The organism is Aliihoeflea aestuarii (assembly GCF_024105665.1).
GTDB lineage: Bacteria > Pseudomonadota > Alphaproteobacteria > Rhizobiales > Rhizobiaceae > Aliihoeflea > Aliihoeflea aestuarii.
On record NZ_JAAAMK010000008.1, the window covers coordinates 96,306 to 117,050 of the forward strand.

Annotated in this window: 16 protein-coding genes and 3 pseudogenes; 3 read left to right on the forward strand and 16 right to left on the reverse strand. The window is 63.7% G+C overall.

The window, feature by feature from the left end; translation table 11 throughout:
* Window positions 1-9: 9 nt before the first annotated feature.
* Entirely contained in the window at window positions 10-747 is a 738-nt protein-coding gene (gene istB, locus GTW25_RS15555) for an IS21-like element helper ATPase IstB (protein ID WP_252913142.1), read from the forward strand.
* A gap of 87 nt (window positions 748-834) precedes the next feature.
* On the opposite strand, the gene GTW25_RS15560 is transcribed toward istB, so the two are convergent.
* The 16 genes and pseudogenes from GTW25_RS15560 to GTW25_RS20600 form a co-directional block, all read right to left on the reverse strand.
* Entirely contained in the window at window positions 835-1,335 is a 501-nt protein-coding gene (locus tag GTW25_RS15560) for an NADH dehydrogenase ubiquinone Fe-S protein 4 (RefSeq protein ID WP_372493194.1), read from the reverse strand.
* A gap of 65 nt (window positions 1,336-1,400) precedes the next feature.
* Window positions 1,401-1,598 (reverse strand): annotated as a pseudogene (locus tag GTW25_RS15565) (Hsp20/alpha crystallin family protein); the annotation flags it as partial.
* A gap of 109 nt (window positions 1,599-1,707) precedes the next feature.
* Window positions 1,708-2,108 (reverse strand): annotated as a pseudogene (locus GTW25_RS20715) (transposase).
* Between the two features lie 169 nt (window positions 2,109-2,277).
* Window positions 2,278-2,496: pseudogene (locus GTW25_RS20720) on the reverse strand (transposase); the annotation flags it as partial.
* 208 nt (window positions 2,497-2,704) lie between these two features.
* The gene (locus GTW25_RS15575) at window positions 2,705-4,090 is read right to left on the reverse strand and encodes an MmgE/PrpD family protein (RefSeq protein WP_252913144.1); all 1,386 of its coding nucleotides are present in this window, start codon (window positions 4,088-4,090) and stop codon (window positions 2,705-2,707) included.
* 37 nt (window positions 4,091-4,127) lie between these two features.
* Window positions 4,128-4,967: an HTD2 family dehydratase gene (locus GTW25_RS15580; protein WP_252913145.1), complete on the reverse strand. Its 840-nt coding sequence runs from the start codon at window positions 4,965-4,967 to the stop codon at window positions 4,128-4,130.
* A gap of 44 nt (window positions 4,968-5,011) precedes the next feature.
* The gene (locus GTW25_RS15585; protein WP_252913146.1) at window positions 5,012-6,175 is read right to left on the reverse strand and encodes an acyl-CoA dehydrogenase family protein; all 1,164 of its coding nucleotides are present in this window, start codon (window positions 6,173-6,175) and stop codon (window positions 5,012-5,014) included.
* A gap of 3 nt (window positions 6,176-6,178) precedes the next feature.
* On the reverse strand, window positions 6,179-6,982 hold the full coding sequence (locus tag GTW25_RS15590) for a citryl-CoA lyase (RefSeq protein WP_252913147.1): 804 nt from the start codon (window positions 6,980-6,982) through the stop codon (window positions 6,179-6,181).
* The gene (locus GTW25_RS15595; RefSeq protein ID WP_252913148.1) at window positions 6,982-7,896 is read right to left on the reverse strand and encodes an SDR family NAD(P)-dependent oxidoreductase; all 915 of its coding nucleotides are present in this window, start codon (window positions 7,894-7,896) and stop codon (window positions 6,982-6,984) included. Before GTW25_RS15595 ends, GTW25_RS15590 begins: the two co-directional genes overlap by 1 nt.
* A gap of 10 nt (window positions 7,897-7,906) precedes the next feature.
* A complete protein-coding gene (locus GTW25_RS15600) occupies window positions 7,907-8,866 on the reverse strand; it encodes a hydroxymethylglutaryl-CoA lyase (protein ID WP_252913149.1) in 960 nt (319 codons plus the stop codon).
* Window positions 8,863-10,884, reverse strand: a complete 2,022-nt coding sequence (locus GTW25_RS20595; RefSeq protein ID WP_252913150.1) for an acetyl/propionyl/methylcrotonyl-CoA carboxylase subunit alpha — start codon at window positions 10,882-10,884, stop codon at window positions 8,863-8,865. Before GTW25_RS20595 ends, GTW25_RS15600 begins: the two co-directional genes overlap by 4 nt.
* Window positions 10,885-10,888: 4 nt before the next feature.
* Window positions 10,889-12,496, reverse strand: a complete 1,608-nt coding sequence (locus GTW25_RS15610; RefSeq protein ID WP_252913151.1) for an acyl-CoA carboxylase subunit beta — start codon at window positions 12,494-12,496, stop codon at window positions 10,889-10,891.
* The gene (locus tag GTW25_RS15615) at window positions 12,493-13,884 is read right to left on the reverse strand and encodes a phenylacetate--CoA ligase family protein (protein ID WP_252913152.1); all 1,392 of its coding nucleotides are present in this window, start codon (window positions 13,882-13,884) and stop codon (window positions 12,493-12,495) included. Before GTW25_RS15615 ends, GTW25_RS15610 begins: the two co-directional genes overlap by 4 nt.
* A gap of 24 nt (window positions 13,885-13,908) precedes the next feature.
* Window positions 13,909-15,069, reverse strand: a complete 1,161-nt coding sequence (locus GTW25_RS15620) for an acyl-CoA dehydrogenase family protein (protein ID WP_252913153.1) — start codon at window positions 15,067-15,069, stop codon at window positions 13,909-13,911.
* A 14-nt stretch (window positions 15,070-15,083) separates the two neighbouring features.
* Window positions 15,084-15,863, reverse strand: coding sequence for an enoyl-CoA hydratase/isomerase family protein (locus GTW25_RS15625; protein ID WP_252913154.1), 780 nt, complete (start codon window positions 15,861-15,863; stop codon window positions 15,084-15,086).
* On the reverse strand, window positions 15,860-17,041 hold the full coding sequence (locus tag GTW25_RS20600; protein WP_252913155.1) for an acyl-CoA dehydrogenase family protein: 1,182 nt from the start codon (window positions 17,039-17,041) through the stop codon (window positions 15,860-15,862). Before GTW25_RS20600 ends, GTW25_RS15625 begins: the two co-directional genes overlap by 4 nt.
* A gap of 93 nt (window positions 17,042-17,134) precedes the next feature.
* Between GTW25_RS20600 and GTW25_RS15635 the strand changes: the two genes are divergently transcribed.
* A complete protein-coding gene (locus GTW25_RS15635) occupies window positions 17,135-19,168 on the forward strand; it encodes an NADPH-dependent 2,4-dienoyl-CoA reductase (protein ID WP_252913225.1) in 2,034 nt (677 codons plus the stop codon).
* A 32-nt stretch (window positions 19,169-19,200) separates the two neighbouring features.
* Entirely contained in the window at window positions 19,201-20,730 is a 1,530-nt protein-coding gene (locus GTW25_RS15640; protein WP_252913156.1) for a class I adenylate-forming enzyme family protein, read from the forward strand.
* The last annotated feature ends 15 nt before the right edge of the window (window positions 20,731-20,745 follow it).

Genomic DNA, 20,745 nt, shown 5'->3' on the forward strand with positions numbered 1-20,745 from the left:
GAGAAGGCAATGCTCGCACACCCCACCCTCGACCGCCTCAACGACATGGGCCTGACCGGAATGGCCAGAGCGTTCAATGAACTGGCCGCCAATGCCGAGGCCGAACGGCTCTCGCATGCAGAATGGCTGGCGCTGCTGCTCGACCGGGAATGGAGCTGGCGCCACGACCGCAAGCTTGCAGCCCGCCTGCGCTTCGCCAAGCTGCGCCATCAGGCAGTCCCCGAGGATGTCGACTATCGCGCCGACCGCGGCCTCGACCGGACCCTGTTCGTCAAGCTGATCGCCGGCGACTGGATCGATGCCCATGACAATCTGGCCATCTGCGGGCCGTCGGGCGTGGGAAAGAGTTGGCTTGCCTGTGCGATCGGCCACAAGGCCTGCCGTGACGACCGCTCCGTCCTCTACCAGCGTGTCCCGCGTCTGTTCGCCAATCTCGCGCTCGCAAGAGGCGACGGCCGCTATGCGCGTCTGCAGCGCACGCTCGCCCGCGTCCATCTGCTGATCCTCGACGATTGGGGTCTGGAGCCGCTCGACAACCAGGCCCGCCACGATCTCCTCGAAATACTCGAGGATCGCTACGGACGGCGCTCCACCATCATCACCAGCCAACTGCCCGTGTCGGCCTGGCATGACGTAATCGGAAACCCAACCTATGCCGACGCCATCCTGGACCGCCTCGTCCATAACGCGCATCGCATCGATCTGACCGGCGACAGCATGCGCCGGAAGGAAGCCCGAAATGCTTGACTCGGACCCCTGACGAAAGGACAACTCAAACTGCCAGCCAGGCCCCGGCCCCAGGGGGCGAGATCATCTCGGAATCCGGGGGCGCAATCAAATCGGAACAAAGGGGCGGCTTCGTCGGAATCGGCACGCCGACACACCATACGTCTGACTTGCCTGCAACCAGGCATGCTGCAGCCGGTTCTGGACAATGTCGAAAAAGGCCTGCTCCTCCATTGTCCGCCGTGCGGCAGGATCGTGCCGATCAGGGCATGAAGTATCCTGCACCACATAGGTGAGACCCTGACGTTCCGCGTAAGCGATCGCAGCCTCGCGGGTCGGGAAGCTGAGTTCTACCTGGGTGAGCGTGTCCCTGGAGCCGGTATAGCCCATCAGTGGCTCGATGAAGGGCGCACTCCGGCGCTCGAACGATAGCCGCCAGGCCCGACGAGGCCGTGCGGATGTCATCGCCGACCGCGCCGGCCTGTAAATGCGCGCAACCGCATCGCGCGGGAAAGTGGAGCGTCCGAAGGACAACGCGAAAGAACCGACCGGACAATTGTCGTTGTCGGGCCGGTGATTGTTCGCCGTGGGAACCGTATTGTTGTGCATAGTTCGTGTTTCCCTCGCAAGAGAAGGAGATGCTGGAGGCGGCCAGACCGCCTCCAGCACCGTAGTCAGTGCTTGCCGTTGATGGCGATGCGCTTCGCCTTCGCCTGCGCACGCTCGGTCTTGGGCAGGGCGACGGTCAGCACGCCATTCTTGAAATCGGCGCTGACCTTGTCGTCCTCGACCTCGTAGCCGAGTGGTATGCGGCGCTCAAAGCGGCCGTAGAAGCGCTCCGAGAACTGACGGTCCTTGTCCTCGGTCTCGGAATAGGGCGTAAAAATCGCCCTCAGCAAGGCGTCTAGGCTTGCATGACGTTCTTTTCGTTCGGGTCCATTGCGATCAGGCAGGACAAGCTCATGAGCAGACGCCAGGGCGCTAGGCCGTGTGGACGAATTTGATCAAGCATGGTCCCGCTGCGAAGCTGACGATGGATCGATAGTTACGGGCGGTTTTCTCGCACCGCAGGGCGACGCGCTTGAAGCGTTTGACGACGCCGATGCCCTGTTCGATGCGAGCGCGAGCCCTGTAGAGGACCTTTGCGAAGAAAGCGGGCTTGTCCTTCTCGTTGGCCTTGTAGGGAATGACCGGGGCGATGCCTCTGCTCGTGCGGCGGCCCGGTTCGCCTTGCTGGCATAGCCTTTGTCGCCGATGGCGGCGCGGGGCACGATGTCCGGCCCGATGTCGAGGAGGATGGGGAAGTGCGGCGCGTCGCCTTTCTCGCCGCCAGTCAGGTCGAAACCGATCATGGTTCCCGATGCATCTGATTTGACATGGATTTTCGTCGTGAACCCGCCCCGCGAGCGGCCGAGCGCTTGACCCTGCTGCCCCCTTTTGCGCCGGCCGCTGAGACATGGGCACGCACGATGGTGCTGTCGAACATCTGGATCTCTGGATCAGATGCGCCGATGTGCTCATCGAAGCCAGCGTGTCGAAGAAGGCCTCGAACACGCCCGCCTTGCTCAGCCGGTCGAAGCGCTTCCACACGGAATTCCAGGGACCGAACCGCTCCGGGAGCGCACGCCAGCGCACGTTCTCCACCCTGAAGAAGTGCATCGCTTCCAGGAACAGCCGGTCGTCCGCCGCCTTGCGCCCGCGTCGCGGCAGGCAGGCCCGGAACACCTCCAGCGTGTGCGCCCAATCTGCTTCCGTCATCCTTGTGGACATCGCCGACCTCCAGAATCAGTCGGCTATCTATGAATCAGACCGGATTCCGCGACGGAACCCTCAAACCTATATCTGAGTCAATTCGTCCACACGGCCTAACAGCGGGGTGAACCACACAAATTGAGGAAGACCCCCAGACCTTCAACACAGTCTGATTGGGTTCGACATTCGTATCCAGTGGTGCCGAAGTAAGAAGAACAGCAGTCAATCAGCGAAGCAGCGATCCGATCTCATCGAGTGAAGCAACCGACCAAAGTTTGCGGGAGACGCGAGTCCACCCATCGCCATCGAGGGCGCCACCATACTGTGCTAGAGTACGCGCTTTTTTTTCGATCTCGTCGCGCGTCAAGGTGTTACCGGGGTCTCCTTTCGGCTCGTCGACACGGGCTGTCAAAACCGTCCCGCCTCGTATCGTTACCGATACTTTCCCCATCCAGGTGGCCGGGTAGTTCTGCTCCACTTCCGGGTCGAAGATCATGTCGACCCTTCGCATGAGCTCTCGGACCGCTTCATCCTCCAGGACCGTATCGAATTCGTCCAACCCGGCGCGCCGATGCACGGCAATGAGCCCCAGCGTAGCAGGCATCGAGAATTTCGCCTGATGCACAGTGGCGGGCCGCACGACCGACCCCAGCACGTCGATTGCCGCCTGGTGAACGTGAGCGGTGACATGCTGAATATCATCGGCGCGCAGATCGTGCTCATGCAGAATTTTTAGCAAAGCGTCGGCGGCAGGGTGCGTGTGGCGGCATGACGCATGAAACTTAAAGGAGGTCTCGGCGAGCGCCCATCTCACACCAAGACCAGCTGTGATTTTTGCGGGGTCGCAGTTTCGTGACATTCCTGCGCCCATGCCTTGTTCCCCCTCCAAGATGCGACGTGCGCCGGTAAACCCCCGCGCTGCGAGACTTGCTGCAGTCATCCCGTTGGCTGCAGCCTTCCCGGTGTGGAGCTGCTTGGAGTCGGCGGCGTCTCTGAGAAACTCCCATACACCCGCGGCCTGGGTTCCGGCCGAGCCGAAAGCATTGAGCATCTGCTCAGAGCCCAACCCAAGCAGCCGGCCAGCAGCAGCGGCCGCAGCGAGAGTGCCCGCGGTTCCCGTGGTGTGAAAGATCTTGTAGTGCGGAAGGCCCAGATATTCGCCGGCGCGAATGCCTGTCTCATAGCCGGCGACGCATGCCGTCAGGAAGTCGCGGCCACTTGCGCCGATATTCTGGGCCACGGCCAGTGCGGCGGGAAACACCACCGCCCCCGGATGGAACACTGAACCATTGTGCACATCGTCCTGCTCAGAGACGTGCGAAGCGGCAGCGTTAACCATCGCGGCGAATAGCGGTGAGGTCATGCGGCCCGAGATGAGCACTTCTGACCGGCCATGGTTGGGGCCCATTTCCTTGGCGAAATCGTCAACCGCAAGGATCGCGTGATGGCGTGCGCCTGAAAGCGCCGATCCGGCCCAATCGACAAAGAGGTCTACGCACCGTTCGACGACATGTTCGGGAATATCCCGTATGGACAGCGCTGACGCGAATTCAGCCAGTTCGGCAGTGCCATGTTCGCCAGAACGCTTCCGGCTCGTCTCCGTTCCGCTCAACATCTTCTCCCGTGAATTCGATCGTTCGTTAAAGCGATCAGGACTGATATGTGCCTTGCATTGTTCTCAGTCCGTCGGCTGTCTCGCACCACACCGTGCCTTCGGTCGGCGTCCCCTGTTGGCACAGCATCAACATCTTGCCGCTATAGCATGGCGCCAAGCCCCGATAGCTGAAAACTGCCGGTATGCGGCCACATGCCTTCGCGGCCAGATTGATGAGTAATGTAGCCTGCAGCGGCCCATGAACCACCAGGTCTGGATAGCCCTCGATTTCGCAGGCATAGGGACGGTCGTAGTGGATACGATGGCCGTTGAACGTCATTGCTGAATAGCGGAACAGCAAAATGGGATCGGGCGTCAGGACCTCCTGCACGCGCTTTGCCGCCTCGGGCGGAACAGCGGGCGCGGGCCCGGGCACCGTGCTTGCCCGATAAACAATGTTCTGGGTCTCGACAACCGCGGTTTCGCCGTCAGCGACATATTTGTGCTTGACCGCAACCAACACCAGCGGGCCACTGCGCCCTTGTTTCAGGGTCACATCGGCGATGACCGACCGGCGCTTGACGGTTCCCAGCGCAGGCAGCGGCCTCAGATGCCGCAACTCGCCGCCGGCCCACATGCGCGAAGGCAGAGGCACAGGAGGCATAAAGCCGCCCCGGGCCGGGTGTCCGTCCGCTCCAAGCGTCTCGAAATCGGCTGGAGGCAGTGTGAGGCACCAGTGGAGGCCCAGTGGTCCGTGCCCTGCCTCGGCGGGCGCGAGCCACCGGCCCAAGGTCGCGCGGTACCGTGCCAGCAGTACGTCGCTAATGGTTTCCGAAGCGCTCTCCTCAGTGCCGATCCAGCCTCGCAGATGATCGATGTCGACTTCGGTTGTCATCCGCGCTCTTCCCGTTCCAGATTGCCGCGCCAGCACGAGGCGCCTCAAAACGACCTTGGCATGCCGAGGATGTGTTCCGCGACATAGGACAGGATCAGGTTGGTCGATATCGGCGCCACCTGGTACAGACGGGTTTCGCGAAACTTGCGTTCCACATCGTACTCCCGGGCGAACCCGAACCCGCCATGGGTCTGGATGCATGCATTGGCCGCCTCCCAGGACGCATCGGCGGCAAGCAGCTTGGCCATGTTGGCCTGCGCCCCGCAATCGCCGCCGGAATCGAAGCGGCGGCAGGCTTCGAAACGCATCAGATTGGCTGCCTCGAGGTTGACGAAAGCCTTGGCAATTGGGAACTGCACTCCCTGGTTCTGGCCGATGGGCCGGTCGAACACGATCCGCTCCCCCGCATAGGCGCGGGCTTTATTAATGAACCAGTAGCCGTCGCCGATACATTCCGCAGCGATCAGGGTGCGCTCAGCATTCAAGCCATCCAGGATATGATAAAAGCCGCGCCCTTCCTCACCGATCAGGTTCTCTTCTGGGATCTCGAGCTCATCGAAGAAAACCTCGTAGGTTTCGTGCCCCGGCATGTTCGCGATCGGGCTTACTCTCATGCCATTGCCAATCGCCTTTTTCAGATCGACCATGAAGATCGACAGGCCCTGCGCCTTGCGCTTGACCTCATTGATCGGCGTCGTGCGCGCCAGCAGGATCATTAGGTCGGAATGCCGGATTCGGCTGATCCAGACCTTCTGACCGTTGACCACATAGCGGTCGCCCGTCTTGACCGCGGTGGTCTTGAGCTTGGTAGTATCGGTGCCGGTGGTGGGTTCGGTCACGGCCATTGATTGCAGCCGCAGTTCGCCGCTGGCGATGCCGGGCAGGTATTTCCGCTTCTGCTCTCCCGATCCGTGCCGCAGGAGCGTGCCCATGTTGTACATCTGGCCGTGGCAATGGCCAGCGTTGCCGCCCGAGCGGTTGATCTCCTCCATGATGATCGAGGCCTCGGTTAGCCCTAGCCCCGAGCCGCCATATTCTTCGGGGATCATCGCGGCAAGCCAGCCCGCGCGGGTCAGCGCCTCAACAAACTCTTCGGGGTAGGTCTCATCCGCACCATGCTGGCGGTGATATTCGGGTGGGAATTGCGCGCAGAGCGCGCGCAGCGCCGCGCGCAGATCGTCATGGTTTTCGGGGGCGGAGGTCTGCATTCGTCACCTAGCTCTGTGCGCGCCAGTGCCGCTAGTCTCCAGGATCTCCTCTTCAGCGCGCTGCCATATTTCGTAGGAAATCGGATTTTCGCTCTCCTCGAGGATATGGCCCACCAGCCCGATCGCGCGTGCCATCACCCCGAAGCCACGCACGATCTTCCATGGGAAGCCGAACTCGCAGCAGATAGCGCCGATTGCGCCGGTGGCGTTGATCGGCAGCATCTTGCCTGACTTATCTTCGGCCACGGCCTGAATTTTCTGGATCAGCGCGACATATTCGCCGGACTTGCCGTTCTCGGCCGCAATCTGGAAAAGCCGCGGCGCGCGGGGATCGACCGGCTTGTGCACCGGATGGCCCAGCCCCGGCACGATCGCCTTGCGGGCGCGGAATTTTTCGACCGTTTCAGCGGCGATAGCATCCAGATCTGCGCCGGTGCCCAGCTTGTCCTGCGGCAGTGCCTCGTACAGCATCTTTGAGGCGCCTTCCATCGAGCCGACGAACACCGTGCCCAACCCACAGAGCCCCGCCGCGACTGCGGCCTGAAGCGATTCCGGCGCGCCCATATAGGTCATGCGCGCGGCCAGGGCGGACGGCGTGATACCATGTTCCACGAGCGTGATGACGATGGCGTTGAATACCCGGCTCTCGTCGGGCGTGGCCTTGCGGCCCGTCAACTGGAGAAACGCCAGATCGCCGAGGTTCATGTGGCCCAGGATCTCGTTCGGCAGGTCGAGTCCGCGCACGCAGATCTTATCGGGTGTGCTCCAGCCGATATTCGACGTAATTTTTTGTTTGCGCTTGCTCATCAAACCGGATCCCAGGAAAAGACGTCCGCCGAAACTTCAAGCGGCGTGAAATGCGACTTGAGCGCGGGAATGGCATGCTCGGCGATCGTTTCGGCGGTCCAGCCGTCGCCGGAATGCACGGAACGCACCGGCCGCGGCTGGCTCATCAGGAAGATCTCGTTCATCCGAACGGCAAAGATCTGGCCCGAGATCTCTGCGGCCTGATCGCTCATCAGATAGCAGGCCATCGGCGCGACCTTGGCGGGCGTCATCTTCTTGATCTTATCGACCCGCGCCTCCTGTTCCGGCGTGTCGGTCTTGATCGAGGAAATCATCCGGCTCCAGGCGAAGGGCGCGATGCAGTTGGACCGCACGTTCCAGCGTTTGAGGTCGAGCGCGACGGATCTCGAAAAGGCCGCAATGCCCAGTTTGGCCGCCGAATAGTTCACCTGGGCGTAATTGCCGATCAGGCCCGAGGTCGAGGTCATGTGCACCAGCGCGCCGCCTTCCTGCTCGCGGAAATAATCAGTCGCGGCGCGCGAGGTATTGAAGGCGCCGTAGAGGTGTACTTTCACCACCGCATCGAAGTCCTCGTGGCTCATCTTGTGAAAGAAGCCGTCGCGCAGGATTCCGGCATTGTTCACGACTGCATCGATGCGGCCGAATTCCTTCACGGCGGCCTCGACCATGGCCCGGGCCGCGTCCGGGTCGGTTACGCTGCCGCCATCGACGATGGCGTCGCCACCGGCGGCCTTGATCTCGTCCACCACCGTTTGCGCAGCAGTGAGAGTGTGGCCAGTACCCTTCAGTGACGCGCCCAAATCGTTGACTACGACCGACGCTCCCTCGGCTGCCGCCATCAGCGCGATCTCGCGGCCGATCCCGCCGCCCGCGCCAGTGACCAGCACGACCTTTCCGTCCAGCGTTTTTCCCATATCAATCTCCTCATTTCGCCTTGCGAAACTTGTCGAGTCCGCCGGAATGCATCACCCGGCCCATCAGGGGCGCGCCGATGATCTCTTCGGCCTTGACCGCGGCGGCGATCAGCTTGTCCAGGTCGATGCCCGTCTCGATGCCCAGCTCGTGGCACAAAAAAACCGCGTCCTCGGTGCAGACATTGCCTGCGGCGCGGGCGTTGCCGTGGCCGGCGAAGGGGCAGCCGCCAAGGCCGGCGACCGAGCTTTCGAACATATCCACCCCCATCGACAACGCCGCATGGATGTTGGCGATGCCCAGCCCGCGCGTGTCGTGAAGATGCATTCCGATGCGCGCCCCGGGCGCAAGCTCGCGCAGGGCGCCGACCATGCGCTTGACCGCCTCTGGGTTGCCCCAGCCCATCGTGTCGGCGATCACGAGGATAGGTACCGGAATATCCTCTTCCTCGCAAAGTTGGAGGACAAAGCGGAAGTCGTTCAGGACCTGCTCCTGCGGAATCGGTCCCTGCAGGTTGCAGCCGAACGCGGTCATCACATAGGCCGCATCGACGGTGTAGCCCGCTTCCTTGTAGAGCCGCACCCACTCGCGCTGCCGCTCGCGCATCTCCGCTGAGGAGCAGTTGTTGTTTGCCTGTGCGAAAGCTTCAGACGGATAGAATAAAAGACGCGGGTCGATATCGACTTCATGCGCGGTCAACGCCTTGCGGAACCCCTTCTCGTTCAGCCAGAGCGAGGTGTATTTCACACCGGACTTGCGCTTGATGCGCTGGAACAGCTCGCCCGTATCAGACATCTGCGGCACGTATCTGGGGCTGACGAAGCTGCCCACCTGGATGCGCTTCAGTCCTGTATCGCTGAGCATGTCGATCAGTTCGATCCGCTGTTCGATCGGGTAGGTCTTGCTTTCGATCTGAAAGCCCTCGCGCGGGCCCTCTTCACGAAACTCTACGAACTTGGGAAAATCGCTCATGCCTGTTCCTTTTCGGGTGGTATGATCTCGGCGATCATCTGACCGCGATCCACCATCATGCCTTTGGACACCGCAACATTCGCGGCCATGCCGGAGGCAGATGCCTTGATGGAGATCTCGAGCTTCATTGATTCCAGGACCGCTACGACATCGCCCTCCGTTATCGCGTCGCCTTCGGACACTTTGACGTCGACGATCATTCCGGTTAGTGGCGAGACGACGATCCTTTCGGCAGCGCTGTCGCCGCCGGCCGAGGCCAAGGGTGGTGCCGGGCGGAAGACAAGCCGGCCCGGCGCAGCGTCGATCTCGATCACCTCGGAATGAAGGCGCGCGGTTGCCATGTCTACCGTCTCGCCACGCGCCACGCGCCACCGGCCCGGCGCGATCTCACGGCAGGAGAAAGTGAGGGCGGTACCGTCGCTGCCGTAGACCGTGTAGGTGTCGCCGGAGCGGACCGGACCGACGCAGAGCTCCTCAAACCTTCCCGCTGCGTCGGTCAGCATCACGCGCTGGCCCGCCTCCATTGCGTCGCCGCCAAGGCCGAGCCGCCAGTTGGTAAAGAGGTCGCGGTTCGACCAAGGTTCGGCGGCGCCGTCTGAGCGCCCGCGGGTGACGAAAAGCACCGCTGCCATGGCCTTCCAGAGCCGGGCGCCCGGCACTTTCGCCGCCGCGGTCAGATCGTCCAGCCGCTCGTCGATCCAGCGGGTGTGGACGTTCATTTTCCCGAAATCGGCGTTGCGGGCGAGCGCGGCGAGGAAGGCGCGGTTGGTCTCGACGCCTTCGACCGCGACATGATCCAGCGACAGCGCGAGCCGCGCCAGCGCTGTCTCGCGGTCGGGCGCGTGGATGATCAGCTTGGCGATCATCGGATCGTAGTAGGGGGTGACGGCATCGCCTACCTCGACGCCGCTGTCGATGCGCAGACCGTCGGGCAGGCTCAACGTGGTCAGCGTGCCGGTGGAAGGAGCGAATTGCATCGACGGGTCCTCGGCATAGAGCCGTGCCTCGATGGCGTGACCGTCAATCGTCAGATCGTCTTGCTTCAGGCCAAGGCCCGCACCCTCGGCAATACGCAGATGCAACGCCACGAGGTCGAGCCCGGTGATCGCCTCGGTCACGGGATGTTCCACCTGGATGCGCGGGTTCACCTCGAGGAAAAAATAATCCTCGCCCGCCACCAGGAACTCCACCGTGCCGAGCCCGCGGTAGTCGAGCGTCTCCCCCAGCCGCACGGCGTCCTGGGCGATCCGTTCGAGCAGGTCGCGGGGCAGCCCCCAGGCGGGGGCTTCCTCGATCACCTTCTGATGCCGGCGCTGCAGCGTGCAATCGCGCTCGAAAAGATGCACGACGTGGCCCTTGCCATCGCCGGCGATCTGCACCTCCACATGGCGGGCCTCGGGGAGGAACCGTTCCAGCAGGAGACCTTCCGAGCCGAAGGTAGACTTCGCCTCGCGCAGCGCACCCTCGATGTCGGTCATCAGGGTCTTTTCGTCTGCCACCAACCGCTGTCCACGTCCGCCGCCGCCGCCCACGGCCTTGAGCAGCACGGGCAGCCCCATCCGGCGCACTTCGGCGGCGATTTGATCGGGATCGGACAGGGCGCCCGCGGCGCCCGAGATCACCGGCAGGCCGGCCGCGATGGCGGCATCCTTGGCGCTGGCCTTGTCGCCGAACCGTTCCAGGGTTTCCGGCGTCGGTCCGATGAAGATCAGACCGGCGGCCTCGACCGCGCGGGCGAATTCGGGGTTCTCGGCGAGGAAACCGTAGCCGGGATGGACGGCGTCGGCCCCGGTGGCCTTCGCCGCGGCCAGCACGGCGTCGATGCGTAGATAGCTTTCCGAGGCCGGCCCGCCGCCGATGCAGATCGAGTGGCCGATCTCGCGCACGTGGAGCGCGTTTACGTCGGCTTCGGAATGTACGGCGACAGGCCGGACGCCCCGTATCCGCGCCGTGCGGGCGATCCGGCAGGCGATTTCGCCGCGGTTGGCGATGAGAAGCGTCTTGATCTTCACTGTCACCGCCTCACATCCTGAACACGCCGAAATGGGTTTCGACCTTTGGTCGCCGTGAGGTGATGTCGAGCAGCAGCGCCATGACCTCACGGGTCTCGCAGGGCTCGATCACGCTGTCGACCCAGAGGTTCGAGGCGAAGTTGTAGGCGCCCTGGAAATCCTCGTATTCCTTGCGGATAGGCGCCTTGAAGGCCTCTTCCTCCTCCTTCGTCCATGTCTTGCCCTCGCGCTCGTTGATCTGGGCGCGCACCTGGGCCAATACGCTCGCCGCCTGTTCCGGCCCCATGATCGCAGCGCGGCCGGTCGGCCAGGCGAACATCGCGTCGGGCTGGAAGGGGCGGCCCAACATGGCCAGGTATCCTGCTCCGTAAGAACCCCCGGTGATGATGGTGAACTTCGGCACCCGCGCCGAGGACATGGTGGTGATCATCTTGGCGCCCGCCTTGGCGATTCCCATCTGCTCGACCTCGCGGCCCACCATGAAGCCGTTGACATCGGCCAGGAACAGCAGCGGAATATCGCGCTGCACGCAGAGATTGATGAAATGCGTGGCCTTCAGCGCCGCTTCGACGAACAGCACGCCGGTATTGGCGAGAATCCCCACCTCGTGCCCGTGAATGCGGCCCCAGCCGGTCATCAAAGTGTCGCCGTAGAGCGGTTTGAACTCGTGGAAATCGCTGCCGTCGACCAGCCGCGCCACGATCTCGCGGTTCTCGGTGGGTACTTTGGGGTCCCGGCTGACGATGCCGTAGATCTCTTCTACCGCGTAGGCCGGGTCGCGCGGCGACGCCGGCGTCTTGCGCGGGGAGTGCTTCTCGCCCAGGTGCTTGACGATTTCTCGCGTAATGGCGAGCGCGTGGGCGTCGTCCTCGGCGAGATGGTCGGTCACGCCCGAGACCGAGCAGTGCATCTTGCCGCCGCCGAGGGTCTCGTTGTCGACCTTCTCCCCAGTGGCGGCGAAGGTGAGTTCCGGCCCGCCGAGATACATGAAGCCCTGGCCGCGCACGATGACCACCTCGTCGCAAAGCGCCGGGATATAGGCGCCGCCGGCGGTGCAGGGGCCCATGACCACGGCGATCTGCGGCACGCCGTCGCCCGACATCCCGACCTGGTTGTGAAATATCGAGCCGAACTGGCCCTCGTCGGGAAAGATGTTCTCCTGGTCAGGCAAAAACGCGCCGCCGGAATCGACCAGTGTGACGACCGGCAGGCGATTGGCCCAGGCGATCTGCTGGGCGCGCACGTGCTTACGGCAGGTCATGCCGAAATAGGTGCCGCCCTTCACCGTGGCGTCGTTGGCGATGATCATGCAGTGGCGGCCCTCAATCACGCCGATGCCAGTGATGATGCCCGCGCCGGGCGGCACGCCGTCGTACTTGTCGAGCCCGGCGAGTTCGCCGAGCTCGAGGAACGGCGTGCCCGGGTCGATCAGCCGCTCGACGCGCTCGCGCGGCAGGAACTTGCCCTTCTTCACGTGGCGCGCCCGTGCGCTTTCCGGCCCGCCGACGCGTTGGCTGAGCCGCAGCGCGTGCAGCTCGGCCACTTTGGCGCGGTAATGCGTGTCATTGGCCCGGAAGTCTTCCGACCCGGTGTCGACCACGGATTTCAGCTTCGTCATGGCAGATCGGGGTACTTTCTCAACACGAAGGCCACTTTGGCCGCGCCCGGCTTTTCGAAGGTGTTGGCATCGACGATCCGGACATCGGCCCGGAACACCAGGGCGTCGCGCAGGCGCTGCTCGATCTTCTTCTTCAGGTTCGCGTCACCATCTCGGTCGCGGTCGGGACCGCGTTCGACGATGATCTTCAGTGGTTCTTGCGTGGTGTGGCCCTCGAAATCGGCCACCACACGCATCACGCCGTTCGTTTGCGGCACCATCTCGTTGACGATGCTGTTGATCGCCGAGGGAAACACGTTGGCCCCGCGCACGATCAGCATGTCGTCGGTGCGCCCTGTGCAGCGGATCTTGGGACCCGACCGGCCGCAGGCGCAGGTCGTGCCCAAGACCTCGATGAAATCGCCAGAGCGGAAGCGCACCAGCGGGCTCGCCCGGCGGCCGAGGGCGGTGTAGATCATCTCGCCACTGGCGCCCTCCGCCCAAGGGATGATCTTGCCGGTCTCGGGATCGAGCAGTTCGGTCAAAACGTAGTCCATGTTGACCATGTGCATGCCCGACTGCTGGTCACACTCGGCCCAGTAGGTCACGCCCAGGTCGGTACCGCCCAGCATCTCGGTGCACTTGGCGCCCCACAGTTTTTCGATCTTGGCGCGGATCGCCGGAATGCCGCCGCCCGGCTCCCCGCCGACGACGACTCGTTCCACGCCCAGTCTGCTCGCTGGAACGCCCAGCACCTCTTCGGCCTTTTCGGCCAGGTGGATCACGAAATTCGGCGCCCCGACGACGCAGCGCGGGCGCGTGTCGGCGCAGGCGCGCAGGAGCCGGTCGGCGCCGCCGTCGGCTCCCACCGGCACGTCGATGGAGCCCATATATTGCAGGCCTTGCATCACCGGGATGCCGCCTACGAAGCCCTTGGCGAGCGAGAAGGCGTGCAGCACCATGTCGCCGGGCCGCACGCCGTTGGCGAAGAAGCAGCGCGCCGTCATCTCGTGCCACATCTCGGCATCGGATTCTGTCAACGCCACGTAGGAGGGGCTGCCGGTCGTCCCCGAGGACGCCTGCATCTGGATGATGTCTTCCACGGGCGCGGCGCGGTGGCGGCCGAAAGGCGGCTCGGCCGACAGGCTTTCGCGTATCTCGGTCTTGTAGGTGAAGGGCAGCCTCTGCAGATCCTCAATGGTGCGGATCTCATCGAAATCGATGCCGGCCGCATCGAACTTGTCTTGGTAGAAGGGCGAGTTGGCCTTGAGATAGGCCATCTGCTCGACCAGCCGCTCCTCCTGGATGCGGCGCACCTCGTCGAGCGGCATACCCTCGATCTCGTGCCAGAACCGGTCGTTGGCCTTCGCGCCGGCATCGGCCCGCCGGAAGCGCATTCCGTGTTGCATGCTTTCCTCCCTGGGTTTTCGCGATCAGTACGACCGCGGCAGACCCATTACCTTCTCGCCAATAAAGCTGAGGCACAGTTCACGGTTCACCGGCGCGGTGCGTAGCAGGCGCACCAACGGATAAAGCTCGTACAGCCCGGTATCTTCCGTGAAACCCGACCCGCCATGCGCCTGAAGGGCGGCGTCCACGGCTTCGATCCCGGCCTCGGCGGCGGCATATTTCGCCATGTTCGACGAGGCGCCGGCCGAAAGCTTGTTGTCGAATTCCCAGGCCGCGCGGCGGGTCATCAGGCTCGCCATTTCCACGGCCGTGTGGGCCTTGGCCAGCGGATGCTGCACGCCCTGGTGCGCGCCGATCGGCTGACCAAAGACGTTGCGCTCGCAAGCATAGGCCACTGCCTTCCGTAGGGCGAACCGGCCAATGCCGCAGCAAAGCGCCGCCAGGATGATGCGTTCGGGATTGAGCGAATCGAACAGGATCGAAAAGCCGTCGTCCACCTCGCCCACGACATCCTCGGGACCGAGATCCACCTCGTCGAAGAACAGCGTCCATTGTTCTTCCGGGAGCGGGATTGAAACCTTCACCCGCTGCATTTCTACGCCGTTCTTCTTCAGGTCCACGGCGAACAGGGTGAAGCCGTCGGTCTTGCGGGAGACCTCGGTGTGAGGCTTGGTGCGCGCCACCACGAGGCAGTAGTCGGAGACGTCGGCGCCGGTGATGAAGGTCTTTTCCCCCGTTAGCGCAAAACGGTTGCCCTTGCGCCTGGCAAGCGTCGTGGCCTTGATCGTGTTGGACCCGGCGCCCGGTTCGGTGATCGCGAAGCAGAACTGGATCTCGCCCCGGCACGCGGCCGGCAGGAGTTCCCTGCGGTGGAACTCGGTCCCGTGGCTGGCGATATGCGCCAGCGACATGGTGGGGCCGACCACCATCATCAGGAGCGGGATGCCGTGGTTCGCCGTGCCCTCCATGAAGAGCGCCATCTCGGTCATGCCGAGACCGGCGCCGCCATATTCCTCGGGTACCATGATGCCGAGAAAGCCGTCCTCGGCGATCTGCTGGAACATCTCTTTGGGAAAGGCGTGCCGGCGGGCGTGATCCAGCCAGTAGGCGTTGTCGAATTTCTGCGCGAGCTGGGCGCCGTAATCGTAGATCTGGCGCTGCTCATCGTTGAGCGTGAAGTCCATTCCCGCACCTCTTGTCAGGCTTTGAAGGCCGGCGCGCGCCGGCTTTCGAATGCGTCCAGCCCTTCGGCCACGTCGTCGCTTCGTAGCGCACGCACGGCAGCGTCGCGCTCCAGCCGCATCTGCTGGTCGAGGCCCATGTCGGCGCCTTCGCGTGCCAGGCGCTTCATCTCGGCAATGCCGGGCCGTGAGCGGGTGGCGATCGTCAGGCAGTAGTTTAACGCCTCCTGGCGCAGCTCTTGGTCCAGTACGACGTAATTCACCAGTCCGGCTTGCTTCGCCTCTGCCGCCGTCAGCCAGCGGGCCGAGAACATCAGATCGAGCGCCCGGCGCAAGCCAATCAGCCGGGTCAGCCGCTGGCTGCCGCCCCAGCCAGGGATCAGCCCGAACTGCGCGTGCTGGTCGCCGAACTGAGCGCTTTCCGCAGCGAAACAGACATCGCAGGACAGCATCAGCTCGAGCCCGCCGGCCAGGCAAAGGCCCTGCACCGAGACGACCACGGGGAGACGGCTCTGTTCCAGCCTGCGAAGCCCTTCCATCCCAAAGGCGATGAAGTGGTCCAGCGTCTGCGCATCGCTCATCTTGCCTTTCACCTCGGTCAGGTCGGCGCCGGTGCAGAAGTGCTTTCCCTGTGCGCAGATCAGGATCGAGCGGATGTCGCGGTCGGCCTCAAAGCTTTCGCGGGCCCTGGAGATACACTCGTGGACCTCCAGCGAAAGGCAGTTGAACTTGTCGGGGCGGGCGAGCTCGATAATGCCGACGCTGCCCTCGGCGCTGACATTGACGGGAACGCTCATCTCGCGCCTCCCTTGGCCTTCTTGTCGTATTGCAGCGCCATGCGGCCGACCTTCTCGCGCGCGATGACGAGCTTCTGGATTTGCGCGGTACCGTCGCCGATCTGCAGGCCCAGAACATCGTTGTAGCGCTGATGGTGAGGCAGGTCGGTGGTGTAGCCGTAGTGGCCATGCAGGATCAGGCACTGATAGATGATCTCGCACGCGGTTTTCGGCACGTACCACTTGCACATCGCCGCCTCCTTGGTGTGCGGCAGGCCGCGGTCGCGCAGATCGAGCGTGTAGTAGCAAAGCTGTCGCATCATGGTAAGCTGCGTTTCGGCCTCGGCCAGCGGGAAGCTGACCCCCTGATACTGCGCCAGCGGCGCACCAAAGGCTTCGCGTTCCTGCACATAGGTCCAGGTCTCGTCTACCGAGGCCCGCGCCGCGCCCAGACATTCCAGCCCGATCAGCGCTCGGGAATAGTCGAAGCCAGCCATGATCGTGCCGAAGGCACGATCCTGCTCGGCCATCAGGCATTGGGAGGGGACGAAGACGTCGTCAAAGAAGACCGAACCGCGCCCCACGGGCTTGGTCCCGATGTCGTCGAAATGCGTGCGGTTGATGCCATTTTCATTCAGGTCCACGAGGAACGCACTGACGCCCCGCGATCCGCCCTCGGGATCGCCGGTACGGGCAAAGACCACCGCCGCGTCGGCCTGCGCGGCAAAGCTCATCGACGTCTTCTCGCCGTTCAGCCGCCAGCCGTTGCCGGATTTGGCGGCCCTGAGTTGCAGGTTCGCCGCGTCCGATCCGCCGCGCGGCTCGGTCAATCCCAACCCTATCACCGCCTCACCCGCCGTGACGCGGGGCACCCATTCCTTGGCGATGTCGGGCAAGGCGTGTTTCGCGACCATGCCGCCCATCAGCGACCCCAGAAGCTGGATGTAGCTGACATTGAAATCGGCGCGCGCGATTTCCTCGACGATCAATCCGGCCGTGACGGAGCTCTCGCCCAACCCGCCGAACTCCTCGGGCAGATCGGCGCCGATCAGCCCAAGCGCCCCCATCTCCTTGATGAGCCCGCGATCCATCACGTGCTCGGTTGCCCGCTTCTGATAGCTCTCGGCCAGCTTTTCACGTGCGAAACGCTGTGCTGTCTCTCGAAAGGCCTGCTGGTCATCTGTCGGTTGAAACTGCACGTGATAGCCCTCCCGAGCCTGTGAATCTCACTTCCCAAAGAACCTAACAAACGTTAGAATACTTGGCAAGATGCAATGGGAGGTAACGTGGATATGTCCGACAGGCGCGGAAGAACCTTCGAGAAATTGCTGTCCCCGATCCGGGCAGGCGTCCACGATCTGCGAAACCGGGTCATTATGGGCTCGATGCACACGCGGCTTGAAACCGAACCCAACGGTATCGAAAGACAGGTCGCGTTCTATCGTGAACGCGCGCACGGCGAAGCGGCAGTCATCGTGACTGGCGGTTTTTCGCCCAACGCCGAAGGCATGTTCGATCCGGAAGGTCCGCGGCTCGACGATCCGCAGCAGGCGCTGAACCTCAAGCCGATTTGCGATGCAGTCCATCAGGAAGGCAGCCTGATTTGCGCGCAGATCTGCCACGCGGGGCGTTATGCCAAGTTTGAAGGTTGCGTGGCACCTTCGCCGATTCGGGCGCCGATAAACCGGTATTCCCCGCGCGAGATGAGCGAGCAGGATATTCTGCACACCATTGACGATTTCGCCCAGGCAGCGCTCAACGCGCAATCTGCCGGTTTCGATGGCGTCGAAATCATGGGCTCCGAAGGCTATCTCATTAATGAATTCACCGTGACCCACACCAACAAACGCGAGGACGAGTGGGGTGGCAGCGCCGACAACCGGCACCGCTTCGCGGTCGAAATCGTGCGCGCGGTGCGCGACCGCTGCGGACCGGATTTGCTGGTCATCTACCGTATTTCGGCGGCCGATCTTGTCGAGGGCGGCGCGCCCGCCGAAGAGATCGCCGCGCTCGCCCGCAAGATTGAGGCCGCCGGCGCCGACATTCTGAACACCGGAATCGGCTGGCACGAGGCGCGCGTGCCAACCATCGCTTATCCGGTGCCGCGTGGCGCCTGGCGGAAGGCGGCGGCCAACGTGAAGGCGGCGGTGTCGATCCCGGTGGTGGCCTCGAACCGAATCAATACCCCCGAGGTCGCCGAGGACATCCTGGCCTCGGGAGATGCCGACATGGTCTCGATGGCGCGGCCCTTCCTCGCCGACCCTCATTTCGTGAAGAAGGTGCGCGAGGGTCGGGCCCATGAGATCAACACCTGCATCGCCTGCAATCAGGCATGTCTGGATTTCATCTTCTCGGACCGTCCGGCAAGCTGCCTTGTCAATCCGCGCGCCGGCCGCGAGACGGAATTCCGTGACACGCCGAGCGAGACCTCGAAGAAGGTGGCGATCGTCGGCGGCGGGGCGGCGGGTATGGCCACGGCCGCCGAGGCCGCGCGGCTTGGGCACGCGGTCACGCTTTTCGAGGCAGAGAACCGGCTGGGCGGGCAGCTCAACCTGGCACGTGCGGCCCCGGGCAAGCACGAGTTCGACGAAACGCTGCGTTATTACACCGCTCAGATGGACAGGCACGGCGTCACCCTGCGGCTGGGCTGTCGCGCCACTGCCGACGATCTTGCCGGGTTCGACCATGTGGTGATCGCCTCAGGCGTGACCCCTCGCATTCCGGGCATTCCGGGCATAGATCATCCCAAGGTCGCCACCTATGCCGAGATCCTCTGCGGCGCACGGGAGGCGGGACAGACCGTGGCCATCATGGGCGCCGGCGGGATCGGCCATGACGTGGCCGAATTCCTTGTCACCCATCCGGCTGAGGCTAACGAGAACGCGGCCTTTTTCGACACGTGGGGTGTGGACGGACAGTTCAGGAACGCCGGCGCGCTGGCGGGCGATCCGCTGGCCGCGGTGCCTGCAAAGCGCAAAGTGGTGATGCTCCAGCGCAAGACGAGCAAGCTGGGACAGGGACTTGGCATTTCGACCGGCTGGATCCTGCGCAACGCATTGCGCAAACACGGAGTCGAGACCTTAGCGGGTGTGGCTTATGAGCGTATCGACGATGAGGGGCTCCACATTATTTTGGACGGCGAGACAAGAGTTATCGCCGCCGATACGATCGTTCTCTGTACGGGACAGGAACCCGAGCGGACGCTGGCCGAGGCGCTTGCGGCCCGTGGCATTTCCGCCACGATGATCGGCGGTGCGGCCGAGGCGGCTGAACTCGATGCGCTGCGTGCGATCGATGAAGGAGTGCGCCTCGCCCAGTCTTTGTGAACAACGAGGATCGATTGCCAGGGAGGAGCATCATGCTGCCGGAGGTGGCCCGCGCCGGGCGGGCAGATGTCTATTCGATGTTTCGCACGAGAGCGCGCGAGCAACAAGATGCGCTTGCGCTCGAGAACGGAGAGATAAGACACAGCTACGGCACCCTTCTGGGCCGTGTGGACCGTCTCGCTGCGGTGCTTCTGGCGCGGGGGGTAAAGACCGGGGACCGGCTGGTGATCCTGTCGCACAATCGCGCCGAGTACCTTGAACTGCAACTGGCCGCCGCCGGGATCGGGGCGATCGTCGCCTGTTTGAACTGGAGGCTGGCCGCGCCGGAGCTCAAGCACTGCATCGACCTGGTTGAACCGGTTCTGGCCGTGGTCGAGCCAGAGTTGCGCGCGGCCTTGGACGCGGTCTCGCACCTGCCGGTTCTGGAAATCGGCCCCGACTGGGAGGCCGCACTGGCTGGAGCAGAGCCCGATCCGCGCATCGACGCGCTGGTGAATGACGTGGAGGCGGGGCTGACCATCCTCTACACCTCCGGCACCACGGGGCTGCCCAAGGGCGCACTCATCAGTCATCGCGCCCATATCGCGAGTGCCATGGTTTTTGCGGCGCAGCTCGCGCTCCAGCCTGATGACGCCTTCATCGCCTGGGCGCCGATGTTCCATATGGCGTCGACCGACCATGCGCTAGCCACGATCTTGCGCGGTGGCCCCGTGGTGATGGTCGATGGGCTGCAGCCGGCGGTCATCAATGAGGCGCTGAGCCGCCACAAGGTCGGCTGGTTCATAATGATGCCGGGCGCGATCGACGCCTTCATCGCGGAACGTCGCGCCAATCCTCTGCCGATCAGAGGCGTCAGGGTCTGCGGCGCTATGGCCGATCTGGTGCCGCCGCATCAGATTGCAGAACTCACGTCGCTGATCGGCGCGCCCTATCTCAACTCCTTCGGCGCGACCGAAACGGGGCTGCCGCCGGCCACGGCCGAGCTGATCCCGGTGGGCGTCGCGCCGAAACGTCTGTCGAAGCGCGCCAGCGCCTTCTGTGAGGTGCGGCTGGTCGATCCGGAGGGGCGCGAGGTGGCGGATGGAACGCCCGGAGAAATGGCCGTGCGCGGCCCCACGCTATTTTCCGGGTACTGGAATGCCGACGAGACCAACGCCCGCGACTTTCGCGGTGGCTTTTTTCATATGGGCGATGTCTTCCGCCGCAATGCGGACGGCACCATCGACTTCGTGGACCGCGCCAAGTATCTCATCAAGTCGGGTGGGGAAAACGTTTATCCAGCCGAGATCGAGCGGGTGCTGCTGGCGCATCCGCAGGTGACCGATGCCGCTGTCGTAAAGGCCGGGGACCTGCGCTGGGGCGAACGCCCGGTGGCCTTTGTGGCACGGCACGTCGACGGCCCCGATGCCGACGAGCTGATGCGGCTTTGCCGCGAGCAACTGGCCGGCTATAAGCGGCCGCGCGAGATCCGCTTCATCGCTTCCGAAGACTTCCCGCGCTCGACCAGCGGCAAGATCCAGCGCCACGTCCTGGAGACCTGGATCGAGCGCGAGGCCAGCTGAAACCTGCCTCGACTG

Coding starts and splice junctions, on each gene's coding strand:
- GTW25_RS15615 (WP_252913152.1), bottom strand. CDS start 13,884: ATGCAACACGGAATGCGCTTCCGGCGGGCCGATGCCGGCGCGAAGGCC.
- GTW25_RS15560 (WP_372493194.1), bottom strand. CDS start 1,335: ATGCACAACAATACGGTTCCCACGGCGAACAATCACCGGCCCGACAAC.
- istB (WP_252913142.1), top strand. CDS start 10: ATGCTCGCACACCCCACCCTCGACCGCCTCAACGACATGGGCCTGACC.
- GTW25_RS15585 (WP_252913146.1), bottom strand. CDS start 6,175: ATGCAGACCTCCGCCCCCGAAAACCATGACGATCTGCGCGCGGCGCTG.
- GTW25_RS15625 (WP_252913154.1), bottom strand. CDS start 15,863: ATGAGCGTTCCCGTCAATGTCAGCGCCGAGGGCAGCGTCGGCATTATC.
- GTW25_RS15590 (WP_252913147.1), bottom strand. CDS start 6,982: ATGAGCAAGCGCAAACAAAAAATTACGTCGAATATCGGCTGGAGCACA.
- GTW25_RS15600 (WP_252913149.1), bottom strand. CDS start 8,866: ATGAGCGATTTTCCCAAGTTCGTAGAGTTTCGTGAAGAGGGCCCGCGC.
- GTW25_RS15620 (WP_252913153.1), bottom strand. CDS start 15,069: ATGGACTTCACGCTCAACGATGAGCAGCGCCAGATCTACGATTACGGC.
- GTW25_RS15610 (WP_252913151.1), bottom strand. CDS start 12,496: ATGACGAAGCTGAAATCCGTGGTCGACACCGGGTCGGAAGACTTCCGG.
- GTW25_RS15640 (WP_252913156.1), top strand. CDS start 19,201: ATGCTGCCGGAGGTGGCCCGCGCCGGGCGGGCAGATGTCTATTCGATG.
- GTW25_RS15635 (WP_252913225.1), top strand. CDS start 17,135: ATGTCCGACAGGCGCGGAAGAACCTTCGAGAAATTGCTGTCCCCGATC.
- GTW25_RS15580 (WP_252913145.1), bottom strand. CDS start 4,967: ATGACAACCGAAGTCGACATCGATCATCTGCGAGGCTGGATCGGCACT.
- GTW25_RS15595 (WP_252913148.1), bottom strand. CDS start 7,896: ATGGGAAAAACGCTGGACGGAAAGGTCGTGCTGGTCACTGGCGCGGGC.